This window comes from Tsuneonella litorea, assembly GCF_025154015.1.
In the GTDB taxonomy this organism is placed as follows: domain Bacteria; phylum Pseudomonadota; class Alphaproteobacteria; order Sphingomonadales; family Sphingomonadaceae; genus Tsuneonella; species Tsuneonella litorea.
The window spans coordinates 1-17034 of the sequence record NZ_JAOAMV010000008.1; the positions used below are offsets into that span (position 1 = coordinate 1).

22 protein-coding genes are annotated in these 17034 nt (G+C 66.3%); 15 read left to right on the forward strand and 7 right to left on the reverse strand.

Features of this window, described 5'->3' with window-relative positions:
- Positions 1–16: 16 nt before the first annotated feature.
- Positions 17–316, reverse strand: a complete 300-nt coding sequence (locus N0B51_RS13510) for a hypothetical protein (protein WP_259963105.1) — start codon at positions 314–316, stop codon at positions 17–19.
- 88 nt (positions 317–404) lie between these two features.
- On the opposite strand from N0B51_RS13510, the gene nadB reads away from it, so the two are divergent.
- The 4 genes from nadB to N0B51_RS13530 all read left to right on the forward strand — a co-directional run bounded on the left by nadB (position 405) and on the right by N0B51_RS13530 (position 6261).
- Positions 405–1985, forward strand: a complete 1581-nt coding sequence (nadB, locus tag N0B51_RS13515) for an L-aspartate oxidase (protein ID WP_259963106.1) — start codon at positions 405–407, stop codon at positions 1983–1985.
- Between the two features lie 117 nt (positions 1986–2102).
- Positions 2103–2708, forward strand: coding sequence for a hypothetical protein (locus N0B51_RS13520; protein ID WP_259963107.1), 606 nt, complete (start codon positions 2103–2105; stop codon positions 2706–2708).
- Between the two features lie 121 nt (positions 2709–2829).
- Positions 2830–3741 carry an alpha/beta fold hydrolase gene (locus N0B51_RS13525; RefSeq protein WP_259963108.1) on the forward strand — a complete coding sequence of 304 codons (912 nt, stop codon included), beginning with the start codon at positions 2830–2832 and terminating at the stop codon, positions 3739–3741.
- A gap of 507 nt (positions 3742–4248) precedes the next feature.
- Positions 4249–6261, forward strand: coding sequence for a ribonucleoside-diphosphate reductase subunit alpha (locus N0B51_RS13530; protein WP_259963109.1), 2013 nt, complete (start codon positions 4249–4251; stop codon positions 6259–6261).
- 98 nt (positions 6262–6359) lie between these two features.
- Here the strand turns inward: N0B51_RS13530 and N0B51_RS13535 are convergent, their stop codons facing one another.
- Both N0B51_RS13535 and N0B51_RS13540 read right to left on the reverse strand, forming a co-directional pair.
- Positions 6360–6626, reverse strand: a complete 267-nt coding sequence (locus N0B51_RS13535; RefSeq protein WP_259963110.1) for a DUF2171 domain-containing protein — start codon at positions 6624–6626, stop codon at positions 6360–6362.
- A gap of 153 nt (positions 6627–6779) precedes the next feature.
- Positions 6780–6986 carry a DUF2171 domain-containing protein gene (locus N0B51_RS13540; RefSeq protein WP_375545962.1) on the reverse strand — a complete coding sequence of 69 codons (207 nt, stop codon included), beginning with the start codon at positions 6984–6986 and terminating at the stop codon, positions 6780–6782.
- A 202-nt stretch (positions 6987–7188) separates the two neighbouring features.
- On the opposite strand from N0B51_RS13540, the gene N0B51_RS13545 reads away from it, so the two are divergent.
- The 5 genes from N0B51_RS13545 to N0B51_RS13565 all read left to right on the forward strand — a co-directional run bounded on the left by N0B51_RS13545 (position 7189) and on the right by N0B51_RS13565 (position 10496).
- Complete coding sequence (locus N0B51_RS13545; RefSeq protein WP_259963112.1) at positions 7189–7578, forward strand: PepSY domain-containing protein; 390 nt, start codon at positions 7189–7191, stop codon at positions 7576–7578.
- 390 nt (positions 7579–7968) lie between these two features.
- Positions 7969–9036, forward strand: a complete 1068-nt coding sequence (locus tag N0B51_RS13550) for a ribonucleotide-diphosphate reductase subunit beta (RefSeq protein ID WP_259963113.1) — start codon at positions 7969–7971, stop codon at positions 9034–9036.
- Between the two features lie 7 nt (positions 9037–9043).
- A complete protein-coding gene (locus N0B51_RS13555) occupies positions 9044–9451 on the forward strand; it encodes a hypothetical protein (RefSeq protein WP_259963114.1) in 408 nt (135 codons plus the stop codon).
- On the forward strand, positions 9444–10109 hold the full coding sequence (locus tag N0B51_RS13560; RefSeq protein WP_259963115.1) for a hypothetical protein: 666 nt from the start codon (positions 9444–9446) through the stop codon (positions 10107–10109). Before N0B51_RS13555 ends, N0B51_RS13560 begins: the two co-directional genes overlap by 8 nt.
- 87 nt (positions 10110–10196) lie before the next feature.
- A complete protein-coding gene (locus N0B51_RS13565) occupies positions 10197–10496 on the forward strand; it encodes a DUF1294 domain-containing protein (RefSeq protein WP_259963116.1) in 300 nt (99 codons plus the stop codon).
- A gap of 7 nt (positions 10497–10503) precedes the next feature.
- On the opposite strand, the gene N0B51_RS13570 is transcribed toward N0B51_RS13565, so the two are convergent.
- Positions 10504–11112: a thermonuclease family protein gene (locus N0B51_RS13570; RefSeq protein ID WP_259963117.1), complete on the reverse strand. Its 609-nt coding sequence runs from the start codon at positions 11110–11112 to the stop codon at positions 10504–10506.
- A gap of 196 nt (positions 11113–11308) precedes the next feature.
- Here N0B51_RS13570 and N0B51_RS13575 point away from each other — a divergent pair, with 196 nt between their 5' ends.
- Positions 11309–11773, forward strand: coding sequence for a hypothetical protein (locus tag N0B51_RS13575; protein WP_259963122.1), 465 nt, complete (start codon positions 11309–11311; stop codon positions 11771–11773).
- A gap of 36 nt (positions 11774–11809) precedes the next feature.
- Here N0B51_RS13575 and N0B51_RS13580 read toward each other — a convergent pair whose 3' ends face one another.
- The gene (locus tag N0B51_RS13580) at positions 11810–12469 is read right to left on the reverse strand and encodes a hypothetical protein (protein ID WP_259963123.1); all 660 of its coding nucleotides are present in this window, start codon (positions 12467–12469) and stop codon (positions 11810–11812) included.
- A gap of 170 nt (positions 12470–12639) precedes the next feature.
- Between N0B51_RS13580 and N0B51_RS13585 the strand changes: the two genes are divergently transcribed.
- Entirely contained in the window at positions 12640–13128 is a 489-nt protein-coding gene (locus N0B51_RS13585; RefSeq protein WP_259963124.1) for a ferritin-like domain-containing protein, read from the forward strand.
- A 79-nt stretch (positions 13129–13207) separates the two neighbouring features.
- On the opposite strand, the gene N0B51_RS13590 is transcribed toward N0B51_RS13585, so the two are convergent.
- Together N0B51_RS13590 and N0B51_RS13595 are read right to left on the reverse strand one after the other, a co-directional pair.
- Positions 13208–13366, reverse strand: coding sequence for a hypothetical protein (locus N0B51_RS13590; RefSeq protein ID WP_259963125.1), 159 nt, complete (start codon positions 13364–13366; stop codon positions 13208–13210).
- Between the two features lie 79 nt (positions 13367–13445).
- Positions 13446–13895, reverse strand: coding sequence for a nuclear transport factor 2 family protein (locus tag N0B51_RS13595; RefSeq protein WP_259963126.1), 450 nt, complete (start codon positions 13893–13895; stop codon positions 13446–13448).
- Between the two features lie 242 nt (positions 13896–14137).
- Between N0B51_RS13595 and argB the strand changes: the two genes are divergently transcribed.
- The 4 genes from argB to N0B51_RS13615 all read left to right on the forward strand — a co-directional run bounded on the left by argB (position 14138) and on the right by N0B51_RS13615 (position 17030).
- Complete coding sequence (argB, locus tag N0B51_RS13600) at positions 14138–15034, forward strand: acetylglutamate kinase (protein WP_259963127.1); 897 nt, start codon at positions 14138–14140, stop codon at positions 15032–15034.
- Between the two features lie 84 nt (positions 15035–15118).
- The gene (locus N0B51_RS13605; protein ID WP_259963128.1) at positions 15119–15400 is read left to right on the forward strand and encodes a YggT family protein; all 282 of its coding nucleotides are present in this window, start codon (positions 15119–15121) and stop codon (positions 15398–15400) included.
- Positions 15400–16296 (forward strand): bifunctional methylenetetrahydrofolate dehydrogenase/methenyltetrahydrofolate cyclohydrolase FolD, encoded by an 897-nt coding sequence (gene folD, locus N0B51_RS13610; RefSeq protein ID WP_259963129.1) that lies wholly within the window; start codon positions 15400–15402, stop codon positions 16294–16296. Before N0B51_RS13605 ends, folD begins: the two co-directional genes overlap by 1 nt.
- Positions 16293–17030: a hypothetical protein gene (locus N0B51_RS13615; RefSeq protein WP_259963130.1), complete on the forward strand. Its 738-nt coding sequence runs from the start codon at positions 16293–16295 to the stop codon at positions 17028–17030. Before folD ends, N0B51_RS13615 begins: the two co-directional genes overlap by 4 nt.
- Positions 17031–17034: the final 4 nt, after the last annotated feature.

A 17034-nucleotide genomic window follows, 5' to 3' on the forward strand; every position in this document is an offset into this window, starting at 1 on the left:
CGGACACATGGCCGCCTCAACCAGCGGAAGGCAAAGCTCCAAATACCCTTGCCAACGGAGGGCCGTCCACACACGGCTCTAGCTTCGAATCGCGCAGCATCGCGGCCGCGGTCCCGCCGCTGCCGTGGAACAGCATCACGAGCGGCAGGCGCGCGGCCGGGGCATCGGCGGGCCGGTGCAGCAGGACCGACCGTCCGGTATCGCCGATCGCGACCTCGACAGTCTCACCCGGCGTCCCGAGCGCGCAGCCCGCCACGGCGGGTGCAGCAGCAAGCAAGGCGGCCAGGGTGGCCGCAAGGATCGTCAACAGTCGCATTCGAGCACCTCCGGTCCGCGTGCCTGCGCCCATGGCGTCGCATTCACAAGCGCTTGCCGCGTTTCGCCGCAATCGCCATGACGCTCGGATGACTGTCCCATACGACGTGATCGTCATCGGTTCGGGGGCCGCCGGCCTTACCGCCGCGCTGGCCTTGGCCGCGCATCGCCGGGTGCTTGTCCTCGCCAAGGGCACGCTCACCGGCGGTTCGACCGCCTGGGCGCAGGGCGGCATCGCCGCGGTGCTCGACGCGGGCGACACGTTCGAGGATCACATCCGCGACACGATGATCGCCGGTGCCGGCCTCAACCGGCTCGAAACGGTCGAGTTCGTGATCGAGAATGCCCCCGCCGCGATCGACCGGCTGATCGAACTTGGGGTGCCGTTCAACAAGGACTCGGGCACGCTTCACCTGACCCGCGAGGGCGGCCACAGTCACCGCCGCATCGTCCACGTCGACGACGCGACCGGGTGGGCGGTGCAGGAGGCGCTGCTCAGGGCGGCCGAGGCCAACGCGAACATCACGATGCTGCCCGGCCGCGCGTGCATCGACCTCATCACCGGCCGCAATGCCGAGAAGTACTCCGGCTCGGGGCGCGTGTGGGGCGTCTATGCGCTCGACGAGGCCACCGGGAGGGTCGAGGCGCATGTCGCCCGCGCCACCGTGCTGGCGACCGGCGGTGCGGGCCGTGTCTACCAGTTCTCGACCGCGCCGCGCGGCGCGACCGGCGACGGTATCGCGATGGCCTGGCGCGCGGGCGCCCGCGTCTCCAACATGGAGATGATGCAGTTCCACCCGACCTGCCTCTACAACCTCGAGGTCAAGAACTTCCTCATCACCGAGGCGGTGCGCGGCGAGGGCGGGCTGCTCAGGAACCCCAAGACCGGCGAGCGGTACATGCCGACTTACGACGAGCGCGCCGAACTCGCCCCGCGCGACATCGTGGCGCGCGCCAACGACGACCAGATCAAGCGCCACGGCCTCGACTTCGTCCACCTCGACATCAGCCACCTGGCGCCCGAGTTCGTGCGCGAACACTTCCCCAACATCGACGAGAAGCTCATCAGCCTCGGCATCGACATGACAAAGGAGCCGATCCCGGTCGTCCCGGCGCAGCACTATACCTGCGGGGGCGTGCTGATCGGGCTCGACGCGCGGACCGACCTGCCGGGCCTGTGGGCGGCGGGCGAAGTGAGCGAGAGCGGGCTGCACGGCGCCAACCGGCTCGCCTCGAACAGCCTGCTCGAATGCTTCGTGTTCGGCGAGGCGGCCGCCAAGGACATCCTCGCCGTGTGGGACGAGATGGACGACCCGCCGCCGATCCGCGAATGGGACGAAAGCCGGGTGACCGATTCCGACGAGGAAGTCGTCATCAAGCAGAACTGGACCGAGATCCGCCGGTTCATGTGGAACTACGTCGGCATCGTGCGGACCACCAAGCGGCTCGAGCGTGCGGCCCACCGGATCGAGACGCTCGCGCAGGAGATCGAGGACTACTACGGCTCCTTCCGCGTCACTACCGACCTCATCGAGCTCCGGAACCTGCACCAGTGCGCCGACCTGATCGTCCGCAGCGCGCTGCGGCGGCACGAAAGCCGGGGCCTGCACTTCATCCTCGACTACCCCGAAACCGACGCGGTCGCGCGTGATACCGTGCTGGTGCCGTGAGGATTCATCCAGTTTCATTCGCTTTGATTTTGAATTAGCCTTCGCATCAAACAGAGCCGTCGGGCTTCGCGGGCGACCGGCCATTTCCCGGTCAACGACGATGTTGGGAGGCACCCGATGGTAGACAGCAGTTCGCTGCACGGCGGTTACGTGAACGCCAGCTTCATGAACCATAAGTCGCGTAAGGAATCCTTCCGGGGGATCGAGAACCCTCTCGAGCGGACGCTTCCGGCAAACTCCACAATCTACCGGTTCGGCGGGAGCGAAAGGCAGGCATCCTCCGGGTATTGGTGGTTCGGCCAAGACCAGTTCCATCAAATCCAGGATCTTGCTCTGCTAAACAACCTGTCGTTCGCCTATGCGGCGCGCATCCTCACCGCGGTACTCCACGAATACAACGATTTTACTTTCCTCGCTTCCGCCAAGACGGTGGTCGACCTGCGGATGTACCAAGGTGAATCGCTGGCTCAGCGAGGCCGGCCGGTCAGCATCGAAAGCAAACTAGGGCAACCGGTCAAGAAGCATCAGAAACTGGGCGAGTACATCGGTAAGCCGGTCGCTTCGCTCTCCAAGAAATTCATCCAGTATTGTATCCCGGGGCTGCACGATCCGGCATTGAAGGCCAAGGCTCTTTCCGACGCCCGTATCGTCAAAGTGCTTGCGGCAGAGGAAAGCCACATGTTCGGCACCAAGGGTGCGCCGAAGGGCGCGATGCTGCAATAAGACCCGGCGGCTGGCGGGCGCGGGTTTGCTATGGGCACCGGGTCCGGTACTGCGGCGAAGCGTGGATGCGCTCGGCAGTTCCGCCGATCCCGCACCGCTGCAATTGAAGGAGGCGTGAGGCTTGCCCCAGATCGAAGCCAACGGAATCACCCTCGAATACGACGCGCACGGCGATCCGTCGGCGCCGCCGCTGCTGCTGGTGATGGGCCTCGGCGCGCAGATGACGCTGTGGCCGATGGAACTGGTCGAGGCGCTGGCCAGTCGCGGCTTCCGGGTGATCCGCTACGACAACCGCGACATCGGTCTCAGCCACAAGTGCGAGGGCGCGAAGGCGCCCGGGATGCTCAAGCTTCTGCTGCTCAGCCGGTTCGGCTTCAAGCCGAAGGTCCCCTACACGCTGGCCGACATGGCCGACGACGGCATCGGGCTGCTCGACGCGCTGGGCATCGAGCGCGCGCACGTGGTCGGCGCGAGCATGGGGGGGATGATCGCGCAGCACATGGCCTTCAGCCATCCCGAGCGGGTGATCAGCCTCACCTCGATCATGTCGACCACCGGCCACCGCAAGCTGCCGAGTGGGACGAAGGAGGCGATCTCCGTGCTCACCAAGCGCCCCTCGTCGATGGACGAGGAGGTGCTGGTCGAACACGGCCTCAAGGTCGCCCACGCGATCGGCAGCCCTGCCTATCGTCCCGACCCCGACGCGCTGCGCGCGCGCAGCCGTGCGCTGATCCGGCGCAGCTTCTATCCCGCGGGAATGCCGCGCCAGTTCGCCGCGATCGTCGCCGACGGCGATCGGCGCGAACGGCTGCGGTCGGTCAGGGCGCCAACTCTGGTGATCCACGGCGAGGCCGATCCGCTGGTCCCAGTCGAGGGCGGCATCGACACTGCGCGCCACGTACCGGAAGCAAAGCTCAAGACGATTCCCGGGATGGGCCACGACCTGCCGCTGGAACTGGTCGAGGAGATCGCCGACGCGGTGGCGGCTCACGCGAAGGAAGCAAGCGGGCTGGCGGTCCCGCAGCCGGCCTGACGAGCGCGAACGTTGCGCCCGGTCGCGGTTTCCGATTCGGAAATTGCGGCTTCGGATTCGATCGGTTCGCACCCGGTCGGGGACAAAAAAAATTTTGTAAAAAGTCGATTGCCCCTTGCGCTTGGCGCGAGCCGTGGAAATCCGGCGCGTCGCGGCGTCGCACAAATGTAATACACCTGTCCGCGCGCGCCGCGGAAAGGGTTAATCCGGCGTTGACCCTATTGCACCCGAGTCCGGGTTGATTCACTATCCATGGTGGGTGGTGACCGAGGGGGACCCACAAGACCTAGTTTTTCGCCGCGAGCCCTCCATATTGGCCGGGGCAGGCAGAACTGCGTCCTGCAAGGCCCTTCGCCAACAGCCGCTGGGGACCGATCTGGGGAAAAGTTTATCCCCGTTCGGTGCCCGGAAATGCTAGTCGGGGCCCTTCGGCTCCGAATCGAACGAATGCGGAACACCGGACGGGGAAAACCGGGTTTTCGAGCAGACAGAACGGACGGGGCGACAATGGAATTCAGGACCGGGAACGAGGCGGCCATGGGGCTCGAGGAAACGACTGTCGATCAGGCTCCCTCGAGCGAAACGCCCTCCCCCAAGCGCGCGGCGGTGAAGATGGAAAAGGCGGACAAGGGTAGCGAGGCGCTGGTCGCCGACATGGCGGCGGGCGCCATGGCCGAGGCGATCAAGGCCGCCGTCAAGCCCGAGGACGACAGCAAGAAGATCGCCGACCGGCGCTTCGATGTCGTGACCGACGAATCGCGCGACGCGCTCCTCACCGAATTCGGCAAGGAGACGCTCGACGACCGCTACCTGCTTCCCGGAGAGAAGTACCAGGACCTGTTCGCCCGCGTGGCCGACGCCTACGCCGACGACCAGGACCACGCCCAGCGGCTCTACGACTACATCTCGAAGCTGTGGTTCATGCCGGCGACCCCGGTGCTGTCGAACGGCGGGACCAACCGCGGGCTGCCGATCAGCTGCTACCTCAATTCGGTGTCCGACAGCCTCGAAGGAATCGTCGGCACCTGGAACGAGAACGTCTGGCTGGCGAGCCGCGGGGGCGGCATCGGCACCTACTGGGGCAACGTGCGCGGGATCGGCGAGCCGGTCGGCCTCAACGGCAAGACCAGCGGCATCATCCCGTTCGTGCGCGTGATGGACAGCCTGACGCTGGCGATCAGCCAGGGCTCGCTGCGGCGCGGCTCGGCGGCGTGCTACCTCGACGTCTCGCATCCCGAGATCGAGGAGTTTCTCGAGATCCGCAAACCCTCGGGCGACTTCAACCGCAAGGCGCTGAACCTGCACCACGGGGTGCTGGTGTCCGATGCCTTCATGGAAGCCGTGCGCAACGGCGAGGAATGGAACCTCGTCAGCCCCAAGACCGGTGAGACCCGTGCCACGGTCGATGCGCGCAGCCTGTTCCAGAAGCTCGTCGAGACGCGGCTGGCGACCGGCGAACCCTACATCGTGTTCTCCGACACCGTGAACCGCATGATGCCCCGGCATCACCGCGAGCTGGGGCTCAAGGTCTCGACCTCGAACCTGTGCTCGGAAATCACCCTGCCGACCGGGATCGACCACCTCGGCAACGATCGCACCGCGGTGTGCTGCCTGTCCTCGCTCAACCTGGAAAAGTGGGACGAGTGGGAGGGCGAGAAGTCCTTCATCGAGGACGTCATGCGCTTCCTCGACAACGTGCTGCAGGACTACATCGACCGCGCGCCCGAAGAGATGGCCCGCGCGAAGTATTCCGCGATGCGCGAACGCAGCGTCGGCATGGGCGTGATGGGCTTCCACTCCTTCCTGCAGATGAAAGGCATCGGCTTCGAAAGCCCGATGGCGAAAGTGTGGAACCTCAAGATGTTCAAGCACATCGCCGCCAAGGCCGAGGAAGCGAGCATGGTCCTCGCGGAAGAGCGCGGGCCGTGCCCCGATGCCGCCGATGCGGGCGCGATGGAGCGGTTCAGCTGCAAGATGGCGATCGCGCCGACCGCGTCGATCAGCATCATCTGCGGCGGCACCAGCGCCTGCATCGAGCCGATCCCGGCGAACATCTACACGCACAAGACGCTGTCGGGCAGCTTCGTGGTGAAGAACCCGTACCTGGAAAAGCTGCTCGAGAAGAAGAGCAAGAACTCGACCAACGTGTGGAACTCGATCCTCGAGAAGGGCGGCAGCGTCCAGCACCTCGACTTCCTCACGCCCGAGGAAAAGGCGGTCTACAAGACCAGCTTCGAGATCGACCAGCGCTGGCTGCTCGAGTTCGCGGGCGACCGCACCCCGTTCATCGACCAGGCGCAGAGCCTCAACCTCTTCATCCCCGCCGACGTCGACAAGTGGGACCTCGCGATGCTCCACTTCCAGGCGTGGGAGAAGGGCATCAAGAGCCTCTACTACCTGCGGTCCAAGAGCGTGCAGCGCGCCGGGTTCGCCGGCGGGGTCGAGGCCGACAACACCTCGCAGGCCGCGAAGTACGAACTGCCGACGACCGACTACGACGAGTGCCTGGCCTGCCAGTGACGCCGGGCGCCGGCTGAGCGGGCACCGCCCGATACCACAAAGGGCCGGCGCGATGCCGGCCCTTTCGTTTTGCGCGCGGGCGCGCTCCGGGCAGGTCGTCAGCTCGCCTCTTCCTCGAAGTTCATCGCGTTGGCGCCGGTGGCGCTGAGGCGGACCTTGTCGCCCTCGATGTCGGCGACGAGTCCGATCGGGATGGCGTGATGGTGCCCGCTGTGCGCGCCCTCGGCGCCTTCGACCTGGGCGGACGAGCTCTTTTTCGTCAGCTTGATCGAATCGCCTTCCACGCGGTCGACGATGCCGACGTGCACGCCGTCGGCGCCGATCACTTCCATGTGCTGCTTGATGGCGCTGGTGTCGGTGGTCATTGGGTTCTCCTTTTTCGGGTTTGGGTTGTCCTTTTCCAACGCACGGGCCGGGTGCGTGTGCCGGACCCGTGCGAAGAAACCCCGGCCGCGGGGGCCGGGGTTCCTGGGAACGCTTCGCGGCGCTCTTCTTGGTATCTGGAAAATTGGGGTCGGTCAGACGCCTTCGGGAATCCGCGCGCCTTCCTTCAGATAGACCCGGTTGTCGTCGATCTTGTCGACCTGGTCGACCGGGATGAAGTGGTGGAGGCCGTCGCTGCTGTCCGACCTGGTCAGCTTGATCGTGTCGTCTTCGACCTCGTCAACGGTGCCCAGGTGGCGACCGTTGCAGTCGGCGACTTCCATGTGTTCGTTTATTCGCATCTTCTCGAACATAAAATGCTGTCCTTTCAATTGCTTGTTCACCCATTCAATGAACGGGAGGGGCGGTCCGTTCCGGCTTGTCCGCGAGCCGTGGCTGGGGAGCGGCGCGCCGTGTTACACGGTGTTACACGCGCAAGGCTTGCGCGCTCCGGAGTGCTCTGCCACGCGCTGTTGCGAACAGTTCGCAATTCAAGGGACTCCAATGCGCAAGTGGCATCGCTGGTTGTCGGTAATCTTCGCCGTCTTCCTGTTCTTCATCGCGGTGACCGGCCTTCTCAGCCATCTCGCCGCCTGGTCGCGGGTCGAGCCGTCCGCCGAAGCGGCGGCCGCGGCCGCGCCGCCCCCCGGCTTCGTCTGTCCCGATGGCTGGCGCTGCACCCCGCCGCGCGGCGACCAGGAGGGGCTGGCGAGCCTGACCGGGTTCTTCCACCACCTCCACTCGGGCGAGGAGTTCGGCCCTGCCGGCGAGGCGATCTCGTTCGCCTCGGGCCTCGCGCTCCTGTTCTTCGCGCTGTCGGGCATCTGGATGTACGTGCGGATGTGGCGCGAGCGCGCGCGGCGCGGCGCACGGGCGCGCTGGTTCTGGAACTGACGCGCCAGCCCTGAAACGAGAGCGCCCCCCCGGCGAACCGGGAGGGCGCGAGGGTGCGGGACGGTGCCCCGCGAAAAGGGGAAAATTCGGAACACCGCCCGCGTTTTTCCCTCATTGCGACAGGAAGGGTTTTGCCCCTCCGCCGTCGTTCCTTTTTAAATCCGCAAGGGCCTGTCCGGTTCCGCTTGGTTACCGGCCTATTTATCCCCAATCGCGAGCGCCCGCGGCCTTCGCCGCAATCGCCCTTCGCCATACCCTGATGCCTTCGCCGCCGGGGTGCGAATCGGCCGCAGGCCTGCTGTGCCCGCCCCCGCGAAGCGGCACGAAGTCGATTCCCTTTTCGGCCCTCACTCGCTATATCGTGGGGGTCGCAGATACCGGAGATACCAGATGTCCCTCCTCGAAGCCCGCAAGACCTACAAGCCGTTCGAGTATCCGTGGGCCTACGAGTTCTGGAAGCGCCAGCAGCAGGTCCACTGGCTGCCCGAGGAAGTGCCGCTGGGCGAGGACTGCCGCGACTGGGCGCAGAAGCTCTCCGATCACGAGCGCAATCTGCTCACGCAGATCTTCCGCTTCTTCACCCAGGCCGATGTCGAGGTGCAGGACTGCTACCACGACAAGTACGGCCGCGTGTTCAAGCCGACCGAGATCAAGATGATGCTCACCGCCTTCTCCAACATGGAGACGGTGCACATCGCCGCCTATTCGCACCTGCTCGACACGATCGGGATGCCCGAAAGCGAATACGGGATGTTCCTCGAGTACGAGGAGATGAAGGCCAAGCACGATTACCTGCAGGAATTCGGCGTCGACACCGACGAGGACATCGCCCGCACGCTGGCGATGTTCGGCGGCTTTACCGAGGGGCTGCAGCTGTTCGCCAGCTTCGCGATGCTGATGAACTTCCCGCGCTTCAACAAGATGAAGGGCATGGGCCAGATCGTCAGCTGGTCGGTGCGCGACGAATCGCTCCACTGCGAAGGGATCACCCGCCTGTTCCACGCCTTCTGCGCGGAGCGGAACTGCCTGACCAAGGCGGTCAAGGAAGACATCATCGATGCCTGCCAGAAGACGGTGCGGCTGGAAGACGCCTTCATCGACCTCGCGTTCGAGCAGGGACCGGTGCCGGGCATGAGCGCGAAGGAGATCAAGCGCTACATCCGCTACATCGCCGACTGGCGCCTGTCGCAGCTCGGCCTGCCGGCGATCTACATGGTCGAGGATCACCCGCTGCCCTGGCTCGCCCCGCTGCTGAACGGGGTGGAGCACGCCAACTTCTTCGAAACCCGCGCCACCGAGTATTCGAAGGCCGCGACCAAGGGCAACTGGGGCGACGTCTGGTCGAGCTTCGACCAGCGCCAGAAGGCGAAGAAGGGCGAAGGCGCGAACGACGTCGCGGACGATGGCGAGCCGGACATGTTCGGCGACGGGACTGGCGGGAGCGTGGCGGCGGAGTGAGGGAAAAATGAAATTTGTCGCTGGGATATGCGCTTATTTCTTTCCTGCTTTGCTCGTCTTGATGGAGGCAGTATTCCGCATAGAGACAAGTGCAGACTGGTCTTTTGCGGCTCCTGCGCTCGCTGCCACTTCAGTCTCGCTTCTAATATCTTCGCTGCGAATCAAAAGCGCTAAAAGGAAAGAATCGCTGGGTGGAGCGTACTCACTGACTGTCGCATCTGAAGCGGACTTGACGTATGTCCTCTTCTTCGTGACCGCCTCTGGTATCATTGTCTGGGGATGGGTAATTCATGAAGCCAGTATGCAAGTTCCTCCTTTAATATTCGGGAGCTACTCGCGACCTTTGATAGTCTCTATGGTGGCGTATTTCGTCGCGCAACTGCTCGTCAGTTGGAAAGAGGCGCAATATGCCTAGCTTCATTTTAGGCGCCCTGCCGGAATTAGTGGCCGCACTAGTCGGAGGTCTTGCCGCGCTCCTAGGCGCTCGCTTCGCCCTGCCCAGACTTATCAGAAGCGGGAATGCAGCTGATAGTGTGCGCTTGCAAGCATCCGGTCAAATGCTTGAAGAAATTCCATTTGATAGAGACAGCAAGGACGCCGAAGATGTGGTTCGAGAATACCTTGCAGATGAAGAAAAAGTCAAACGAGCGTTAGGGGATTTGGATTTTACAATCCAAGAAAGCCGAAATGCTCCATATGACTTCCTGATTCAGCGCGGGGATCAGAGGTTTGCGGTTGAAGTTAAGTCAAATTTTTCCCGTTCATCTCTATACAGAAAACAGTTGAAGAAGTGGCTCGACCGCGCTGATAAGTCTCCTTTGCCTGAAGATGGATTGCTACTGTTATTTGATCACGCGCGATCCAACACGTCGTTGACGCTCGGCCGAGAGATTGAGTCCCGGAGGTGGGATCTTCTCGTTATTCCTGATAGCGATGGTCGCTCAAGTGATGTTGATCAAGTCAAGGAGGCGGTGTCTCGAGCTCTGGCTAGACGTTCGGGTGCCTCAATTAAGTCAGAACCGAAGCCTTCTCGCAGGCGGCCAACGATTATTGGCAATAGAGACACTGAGTAGCCAACGTACAAGGCTGTTCGAGACAGGTTGAAAATTCACAGCCCTTTAGTTGAGAATCCGGCAACCATTTCCGGATTACACGCGCGCATGGACCTCACGATTCCCACCTTGATCGCGCTCGCCGTGGTCGTTTTTGCGGCGATCAACCTCCTCACTTTCGTGGCGTTCGGAATCGACAAGCGCCTGGCCGAAACGCAGCAGCGGCGCACCTCCGAGGCGACCCTGCTCCAATTGGCGTTCTTCGGTGGGACGCTCGGCGCCTATGCCGGGCGGCACGTGTTCCGCCACAAGACCCGCAAGCAGCCGTTTTCGGACAACTTGTTCATGATCGCCGTCCTGCAGGTGCTCGTGATCGGCGGCGCGATGGGGTGGTTCCTGAGCGCCTAGGCCGCCCTCAACACCACCCGCCCCTGAACCCCCCGTCGTACCGCCGCGCGCCGCCTTCGCGCAGCATCCAGTCGGCCAGCCGGTCCTCGGTGGTCCCGCCACCGGCGCCGGGCGCGTCGCGCTTCACGATGGCGAGGGTGCGGCCGTAGCGGTCGGTCGGTTGGTCGATGCGGGTGGTGATCCGGAAGCGCCCGCGATTGAGCCAGCGCTGGAGCGCGGCGGTCGAGGCTTCGGCCTGCGCCGCCTCGGCCGGGCAGCGGGCGCGCGTCTCGGCGGTGTCGATGCCGGTGATGCGGAACGTGCGCGAGCCGATCCTGAAGGTGTCGCCGTCGATCACGCACAGGTGGCCCCGGCCGCGCCCGCAGCGGGTGAAGGCGCCCTCGACCTCAATCGGCGCGCCCTGGAGGAACCCCGGCGGCTCGTAGAAACCGGGCGACTGGTAGACGAGCGCAAGGGTCACCAGCGCGATCAGGAAGATCCACACCCGCGTCTCGTGCCACGCCTGCGCCCATGTCCCGGGCGGGCGGGCGAACCGCGCGGGCTTCACGCCGTAGCCCTTCGCCGTGGTCCAGCGGCGCCACCGGCCCTTGCGGCGAAAGCGAACGATCCTGCCCATCGCCCCCACCTATCGCCCGCGCCGGCCGCTTCGCCAAACCGTTTTCCCGCAAAGCCCGCCGCGCCCTTATGCTACCGTTCGGCGCATGCCCCTGCCGCACCGGCGCATCGGCGGAACCGGGACCCGCTCCCGGCGCTTGATCGGATGAACCCGCCACCTGTGCGGGCAGGACCAGTCGAACGAGAGGACACCCTTCATGAACCAGCAGGACGACACGACCCGGCAATCGCAGAGCCAGAGCCAGCAGCAGCAGTCGCAGCGCCGCACCGGCGGCCCGTTCGTCGACGACACCGAGCGCGCGGGCGGCGGCCTCCACCCCGGCAGCGACCGCGACGACTACGGCTCGCCCCACGGCATCGAGGGCACCGTCGGCACCCAGTACGAACAGGCCGGCGACGCGGCGAGCGAACACGAGCGCGAGCGGCTCGAGCCCGGGCAGGTGGGCGCGGGCGAGCAACCGGGCGACAGCGGCGCCCCCGCCGGTTACGGCGATCGCGGCCAGCACGAGCAAGGCCGTTCGGCGGGCCGGGGCTGGCCAGGCCGCGAGGAGCAGCAGGGCCGGATCGATCCGGGCAGCGAACACGCGCGCCAGGCCGAACAGGGCGAGAGCGACAGCCAGGCGGGCGCGGGCCATCCGCGCGGCGACTGGGACGTCGACTGAGACGGCCTGCGCCAGCCGCGGCGGCCCCGGCCCCGCTCAGGCGCGGACCACGGCGGCCGCCTTGCGCGCCTGCGGGGCGAACGCGAAGTAGATCAGCGGGACCAGCGCGAAGGTCCCGAACACGATCGCCGGCACGGGCAGGCCCAGGTCGTCCGCAAACGTGATGAGCGGCGCGCGCACGGTTTCGCTGACGGCCAGCGCCATCCGCAGCGCGTGGCGGCGGACCCGATCGACTTTCGGGATCGCCGCGCGCCGGAGCCAGCGCACGTCGAGCACCGCGAAATAGGCGAACACCGCGAACAGGACGAGCGGGGCGGGACCGACTCCCGCGCCTGCGAGCATCAGCCGCCCGCCGACCACCGCGACGGCCAGCATCACCAGCAGCAGGACGCCCAGCAGCGCGACCTCTCCCGCACGCGCCCAGCGCCAGCGGGGGTTGAGCGCGAGGACCGCCGTGCCCAGCGCGTAGAGCGCGACGGTCGCCTCGAACATCGCCAAGGGCAGCGGGCGGGCGATCATGAAGATCCACGCGGTGATCGCCGCGACCGTCATGCCGCCGGTGAACGTCCAGCCCGCCCAGCGATGCACCCGGCCGCCCTTGGAGACGGCAAGCGCGACGATCGCCGCCGCCCCCGCGCCGAACCCGAGCACGAGATGGGCAAGGTGAACGAGCTGATCGATTGCGCTGGCGGCCATCGGCGTCCCCTTTCGCGACCGCGGGCAACCTAGCGCCAGTCGTCCGCCAAAGGCAAATCGGCGGCCCGGTGCGGCGGACCGTTTGCGGCGTTCGCCCGATTGCCGGAACGATGCGCGCCGCCGGCCGCTATGTCCTTCGTAACCTCTTATCGCAACGAAGGAAGTTTCCCATGACTCACCATGACACCGTGATCGACCACGACACCCGGACCGGCGCCAGCACGGCCGATACCGCCACGCTCAACACGCTGATCGGCACGCTGATCGATTCGATCAACGGATACACCAAGGCGGCCGAAGACACCGAGAACACCCGCTTTGCCGAGATCTTCCGCGCCCGCGCGACCGAACGCCAGGCGGCCGTCGCCAAGCTGCAGGCCGCGGTCGCCGCGCTGGGCGGCAACCCCGAGGACGACGGCACCACCGCCGGCGCGATGCACCGCGGCTGGATCAACCTCAAGGAAGCGGTGCTCGGCCGGGACGACGAGGCGATCGTCAACTCGGTCGAAAGCGGCGAGGACTATCTCAAGGAGAAGTTCGAGGCCGCGCTCGAGCACAAGGACCTTCCGGTCGAGGCGCGCACCGCGGTCGAAGAGGCCTGGACTTCGGTCAAGGCCGGGCACGACCAGATGAGCCAGCTCAAGCACGCCATCGACTGATCGCCCTCCCTGCCATCATGCGGGCGGCGCGCTGCACGGGCGCGCCGCCCGTTTCGCGTGCCCGCCGCACCGGGTTCGTTCAGTTGATCAGGCGAAAGCGGGTTCGTGCCCGGCGGTCGGATCCGGAACGGCGTTCGTCGCTTCGCCGGTCGTCTCCGGCAAAGGGTGCCTTCGTCTCGCGTCGCTCGCCACCACGGCGATCGGGGCCGGGCGAGGGCTGGTCAGTGATCCCGGCCATGGGCCGTCTCCTCCTGCGCGCCGGGCGGAAAAAGCCTGGCGCGGAAGGGGGAGGATAGCCGCAAAGTCCTGTCGCCGGGTTAACCCTCGGCGGGGGAAACCACGGCCGTATCGAGCAGCCCGGCTGCCCGCGCATATCCGGCGCTGTCGAACATCTCGAGGTAGCGGATCGCCCGGCCGCGCCACACGGTCCAGATGTCGACCTTGGCGGTAGCCAGTTCGCGCAGCGTGCGCCGGTTGCGCCAGCGCACCCGTCCGATCCACACCACGCGGTCACCTTCGGCAACGATCGCGTCGGTCTTGCTGGAAATCATTTCCCAGCTCTCGGCGATCGCGGTCCAGTAGCCGATCACCGCCGCGCGGCCGCTGAAGGGGCCGCTGAGGGGATCCCAGGGAAACTCGCGCTCGAGCACCGTGTGGAACTCGATTGCCTCGTCCATCAGCTCGAAGAATTGCACGGGCGTGGTGCCGGCACTCGTGCCCCACGCGTCATAGGCAGCGGCCAGCCGCTGCCGAAAATCATCACTCACTTGCGACCCATTCGTATTCTTGACTTGTTCGGGCCGGATACCACCGGTTGCGAACCATTCGCAATGGTCTGTGCGGCAAAGTTTTGCACGCGCGGCCCGGCGTGGGGCAAAGTGCGACCGGGCAGACCGTCGCACCCCGCTAGCGGCGTCGTGCTGGTGGCTTTCCTACCGGCCCGCGAGCCGCTAAGCGCCCCGCGAGCCCCCGGCCGGGAATGCACGGGGCGAGCGAAGGATCGGCAGCGATGAACGGCGACACCCAGGCGATGCTGGCAAAGGCGGAAGTCCTGATCGAGGCGCTGCCCTATCTCCAGCGGTACGCCGGGCGCACGTTCGTGGTGAAGTACGGCGGGCACGCGATGGGGGACCCGGAAGCGGCGCGCGATTTCGCCGAGGACATCGTGCTGCTCAAGGCGGTCGGCATCAACCCCGTCGTGGTCCATGGCGGCGGGCCGCAGATCGGCGCGATGCTCAAGAAGCTGGGGGTCGAGAGCACCTTCGTCGATGGGCTGAGGGTCACCGACCAGGCGACTGCAGAGGTCGCCGAGATGGTCCTGTCGGGCGCGATCAACAAGCAGCTCGTCGGCTGGATCGCGCAGGCCGGCGGCAAGGCGCTGGGCGTTTCCGGCAAGGACGGCGGTATGGTCACCGCGACCAAGGTCCGGCGCACGGTAAAAGACCCCGACAGCAACATCGAGCAGGCGATCGACCTCGGCTTCGTCGGGGAACCCAGCAAGGTCGACACGACCCTGATCGACACCGCCGTCGCGGCCGGGATGATCCCCGTAATCGCCCCGATCGGGGCGGGGAGCGACGGCCACACCTACAACATCAACGCCGACACGATGGCCGGCGCGGTGGCGGCGGCGCTCGGCGCGGCGCGACTGTTCCTGCTGACCGACGTCGCAGGGGTGCTGGACAAGCAGGGCCAGCTCTTGACCGACCTGACGCCGGCCGACATCGCCGGATTGCGGGCCGACGGCACGATCAGCGGCGGGATGATCCCCAAGCTCGAGACCTGCGTTCACGCGGTCGAGGCCGGGTGCGAGGCGGCGGTCGTGCTCGACGGGCGGGTGCCGCATGCGATGCTGCTCGAATTCTTCACCGCCACCGGCGCCGGCACCCTCATCCGCGCAGGATAGGCCGACCGGTGCGTATTGCCCCATTGATACACCCCTTAGCGCTCGGCTAGAGCCCCACCTGACCCAGCAATCCAAGGACCTTCGATGGACGCGCTCATCCAGATTTTCATCATGCTCGCGAACACCGCGAACATGCTCGTCATCATCTGGTTCATCATCGGGCTGTTGTTCAGCTTCAACGTGATCGGCCGCGACAACACCTTCTTCGCTGCGGTGCACGACGCAATCGCGCGGCTGTTCGAGCCGGTGTTGCGGCCGATCCGCCGCGTCCTGCCCGATACCGGCGCGATCGACTTTTCGCCGATGGTCCTGCTGCTGCTGATCTACGCGGTCATCATCGTGCTCGAGAGCCTGAGGCCGTACTGATGGCCGCCGACATCATCGACGGAAAGGCGTTTGCCGCTGCCTTGCGCGAGAAGGTGGGCGAGGCGGCGCGCGCATTCGGGGACAAGGCGGGCCGCAAGGCGGGCCTCGCAGTGGTGCTCGTCGGCGACGATCCGGCGAGCCAGGTCTACGTCGGCAGCAAGGGCAAGGCGACCGTCGCCGCGGGCATGGCAAGCTTCGAGCACCGGCTCCCGGAGGCGACGTCGCAGCAGGAGCTCGAGGCACTGGTCAGGCAGCTCAACGCCGATCCGGCGGTCGACGGCATCCTCGTCCAGCTGCCGCTGCCAGAGCATCTCGACGACAAGGCGGTGATCGCGCTGATCGACCCCGACAAGGACGTCGACGGGCTGACCGATACCAACATCGCCCGGCTCGCCAACCAGCAGGACGGGCTGTTCCCCTGCACCCCGGTGGGGTGCATGATGCTGCTCGCGGACCGGCTCGGTGACCTGTCGGGCAGGAATGCCGTGGTGATCGGTCGCTCGCAGCTCGTCGGACGGCCCATGGCGCAGCTGCTCGTCAACGCGAACGCGACCGTCACCATCGCGCACAGCCGGACCAGGGACCTGCCGCAAGTCGTCCGCGGCGCGGACATCGTGATCGCGGCGGTCGGCCGGCCCGAGATGGTGCGCGGCGACTGGATCGCGCCAGGCGCCACCGTAATCGACGTCGGTATCAACCGGCTCGACCCCGAACCCGGTGCGTCGAAGGGCCGGCTCGTCGGCGACGTCGCCTTCGACGAGGCGCGCGAAGTCGCCGGGGCGATCACCCCGGTGCCGGGCGGGGTCGGCCCGATGACCATCGCGGTCCTGCTGCGCAACGCGCTGGTCGCGGCCTATCGCCACGAAGGCCTGCCGCCGCCGAAGAACCTGCCGTGAGCGCGAGGGCAATGGTCCGCACGCCCGCGGTCGTGCTGCTCGCCGTCGCCGCGGCCGGCTGTGCGGCCGGGCCTGCCGGCTACCGCGATCCGGCGGCGCGCACGATCGCCCCGCGCGGCGAGCCGAGCACGGTGATCGCGACCGAACTGGCCTTCGCCCGCGCGGCCCGCGAGGACGGCACCTGGACCGCGTTCCGCAAGTACGCGACCGGGGACGCGGTGTGGCCGGGACCGGCCTGGGAAAGCGTGCAGGCCGCGCTCAAGGGACAGGCTGACCCGGCGCTACCGATCGTCTGGGGCCCCGACATGGTCTGGGTGAGCTGCGACGGCAGCTTCGCGCTGTCGACCGGGCCGGCGACCCATCCCTCGGGCCGCAGGACTCGCTTCGCGACGATCTGGCAGCGCCAGAACGACGGTGAATACCGCTGGGTACTCGACCAGGGGTTCGATCTCGAGGAAGACTACGCCGCGCGCGAGATGATCGCGGGCCGCAAGGCCGAATGCCCCAAGGGCACGCCGAACCGGATGAGGCGCGATCCAAAGGCCCGCCGCGGCGAGGCGTGGCAATCGGGGCGCTCCGACGACGGCACGCTGCACTGGCGGACCGATCTTGCCGCCGACTGCAGCCGCACGCTCGTTGTCACGGCGCGGATCGACGGCGACATGGAGGAAGTGTTCCGTCGCACATCATCCGTGCCGGCTGCACCCTCCGGCACTGCGGCTCCTGCCTGCTAGGCGC

Coding starts and splice junctions, on each gene's coding strand:
- N0B51_RS13585 (WP_259963124.1), top strand. CDS start 12,640: ATGACTCACCATGACACCGTGATCGACCACGACACCCGGACCGGCGCC.
- N0B51_RS13510 (WP_259963105.1), bottom strand. CDS start 316: ATGCGACTGTTGACGATCCTTGCGGCCACCCTGGCCGCCTTGCTTGCT.
- N0B51_RS13560 (WP_259963115.1), top strand. CDS start 9,444: ATGCCTAGCTTCATTTTAGGCGCCCTGCCGGAATTAGTGGCCGCACTA.
- folD (WP_259963129.1), top strand. CDS start 15,400: ATGGCCGCCGACATCATCGACGGAAAGGCGTTTGCCGCTGCCTTGCGC.
- N0B51_RS13575 (WP_259963122.1), top strand. CDS start 11,309: ATGAACCAGCAGGACGACACGACCCGGCAATCGCAGAGCCAGAGCCAG.
- nadB (WP_259963106.1), top strand. CDS start 405: ATGACTGTCCCATACGACGTGATCGTCATCGGTTCGGGGGCCGCCGGC.
- N0B51_RS13555 (WP_259963114.1), top strand. CDS start 9,044: ATGAAATTTGTCGCTGGGATATGCGCTTATTTCTTTCCTGCTTTGCTC.
- N0B51_RS13565 (WP_259963116.1), top strand. CDS start 10,197: ATGGACCTCACGATTCCCACCTTGATCGCGCTCGCCGTGGTCGTTTTT.
- N0B51_RS13580 (WP_259963123.1), bottom strand. CDS start 12,469: ATGGCCGCCAGCGCAATCGATCAGCTCGTTCACCTTGCCCATCTCGTG.
- N0B51_RS13520 (WP_259963107.1), top strand. CDS start 2,103: ATGGTAGACAGCAGTTCGCTGCACGGCGGTTACGTGAACGCCAGCTTC.
- argB (WP_259963127.1), top strand. CDS start 14,138: ATGAACGGCGACACCCAGGCGATGCTGGCAAAGGCGGAAGTCCTGATC.
- N0B51_RS13550 (WP_259963113.1), top strand. CDS start 7,969: ATGTCCCTCCTCGAAGCCCGCAAGACCTACAAGCCGTTCGAGTATCCG.
- N0B51_RS13540 (WP_375545962.1), bottom strand. CDS start 6,986: ATGCGAATAAACGAACACATGGAAGTCGCCGACTGCAACGGTCGCCAC.
- N0B51_RS13605 (WP_259963128.1), top strand. CDS start 15,119: ATGGACGCGCTCATCCAGATTTTCATCATGCTCGCGAACACCGCGAAC.
- N0B51_RS13535 (WP_259963110.1), bottom strand. CDS start 6,626: ATGACCACCGACACCAGCGCCATCAAGCAGCACATGGAAGTGATCGGC.
- N0B51_RS13530 (WP_259963109.1), top strand. CDS start 4,249: ATGGAATTCAGGACCGGGAACGAGGCGGCCATGGGGCTCGAGGAAACG.
- N0B51_RS13590 (WP_259963125.1), bottom strand. CDS start 13,366: ATGGCCGGGATCACTGACCAGCCCTCGCCCGGCCCCGATCGCCGTGGT.
- N0B51_RS13545 (WP_259963112.1), top strand. CDS start 7,189: ATGCGCAAGTGGCATCGCTGGTTGTCGGTAATCTTCGCCGTCTTCCTG.
- N0B51_RS13570 (WP_259963117.1), bottom strand. CDS start 11,112: ATGGGCAGGATCGTTCGCTTTCGCCGCAAGGGCCGGTGGCGCCGCTGG.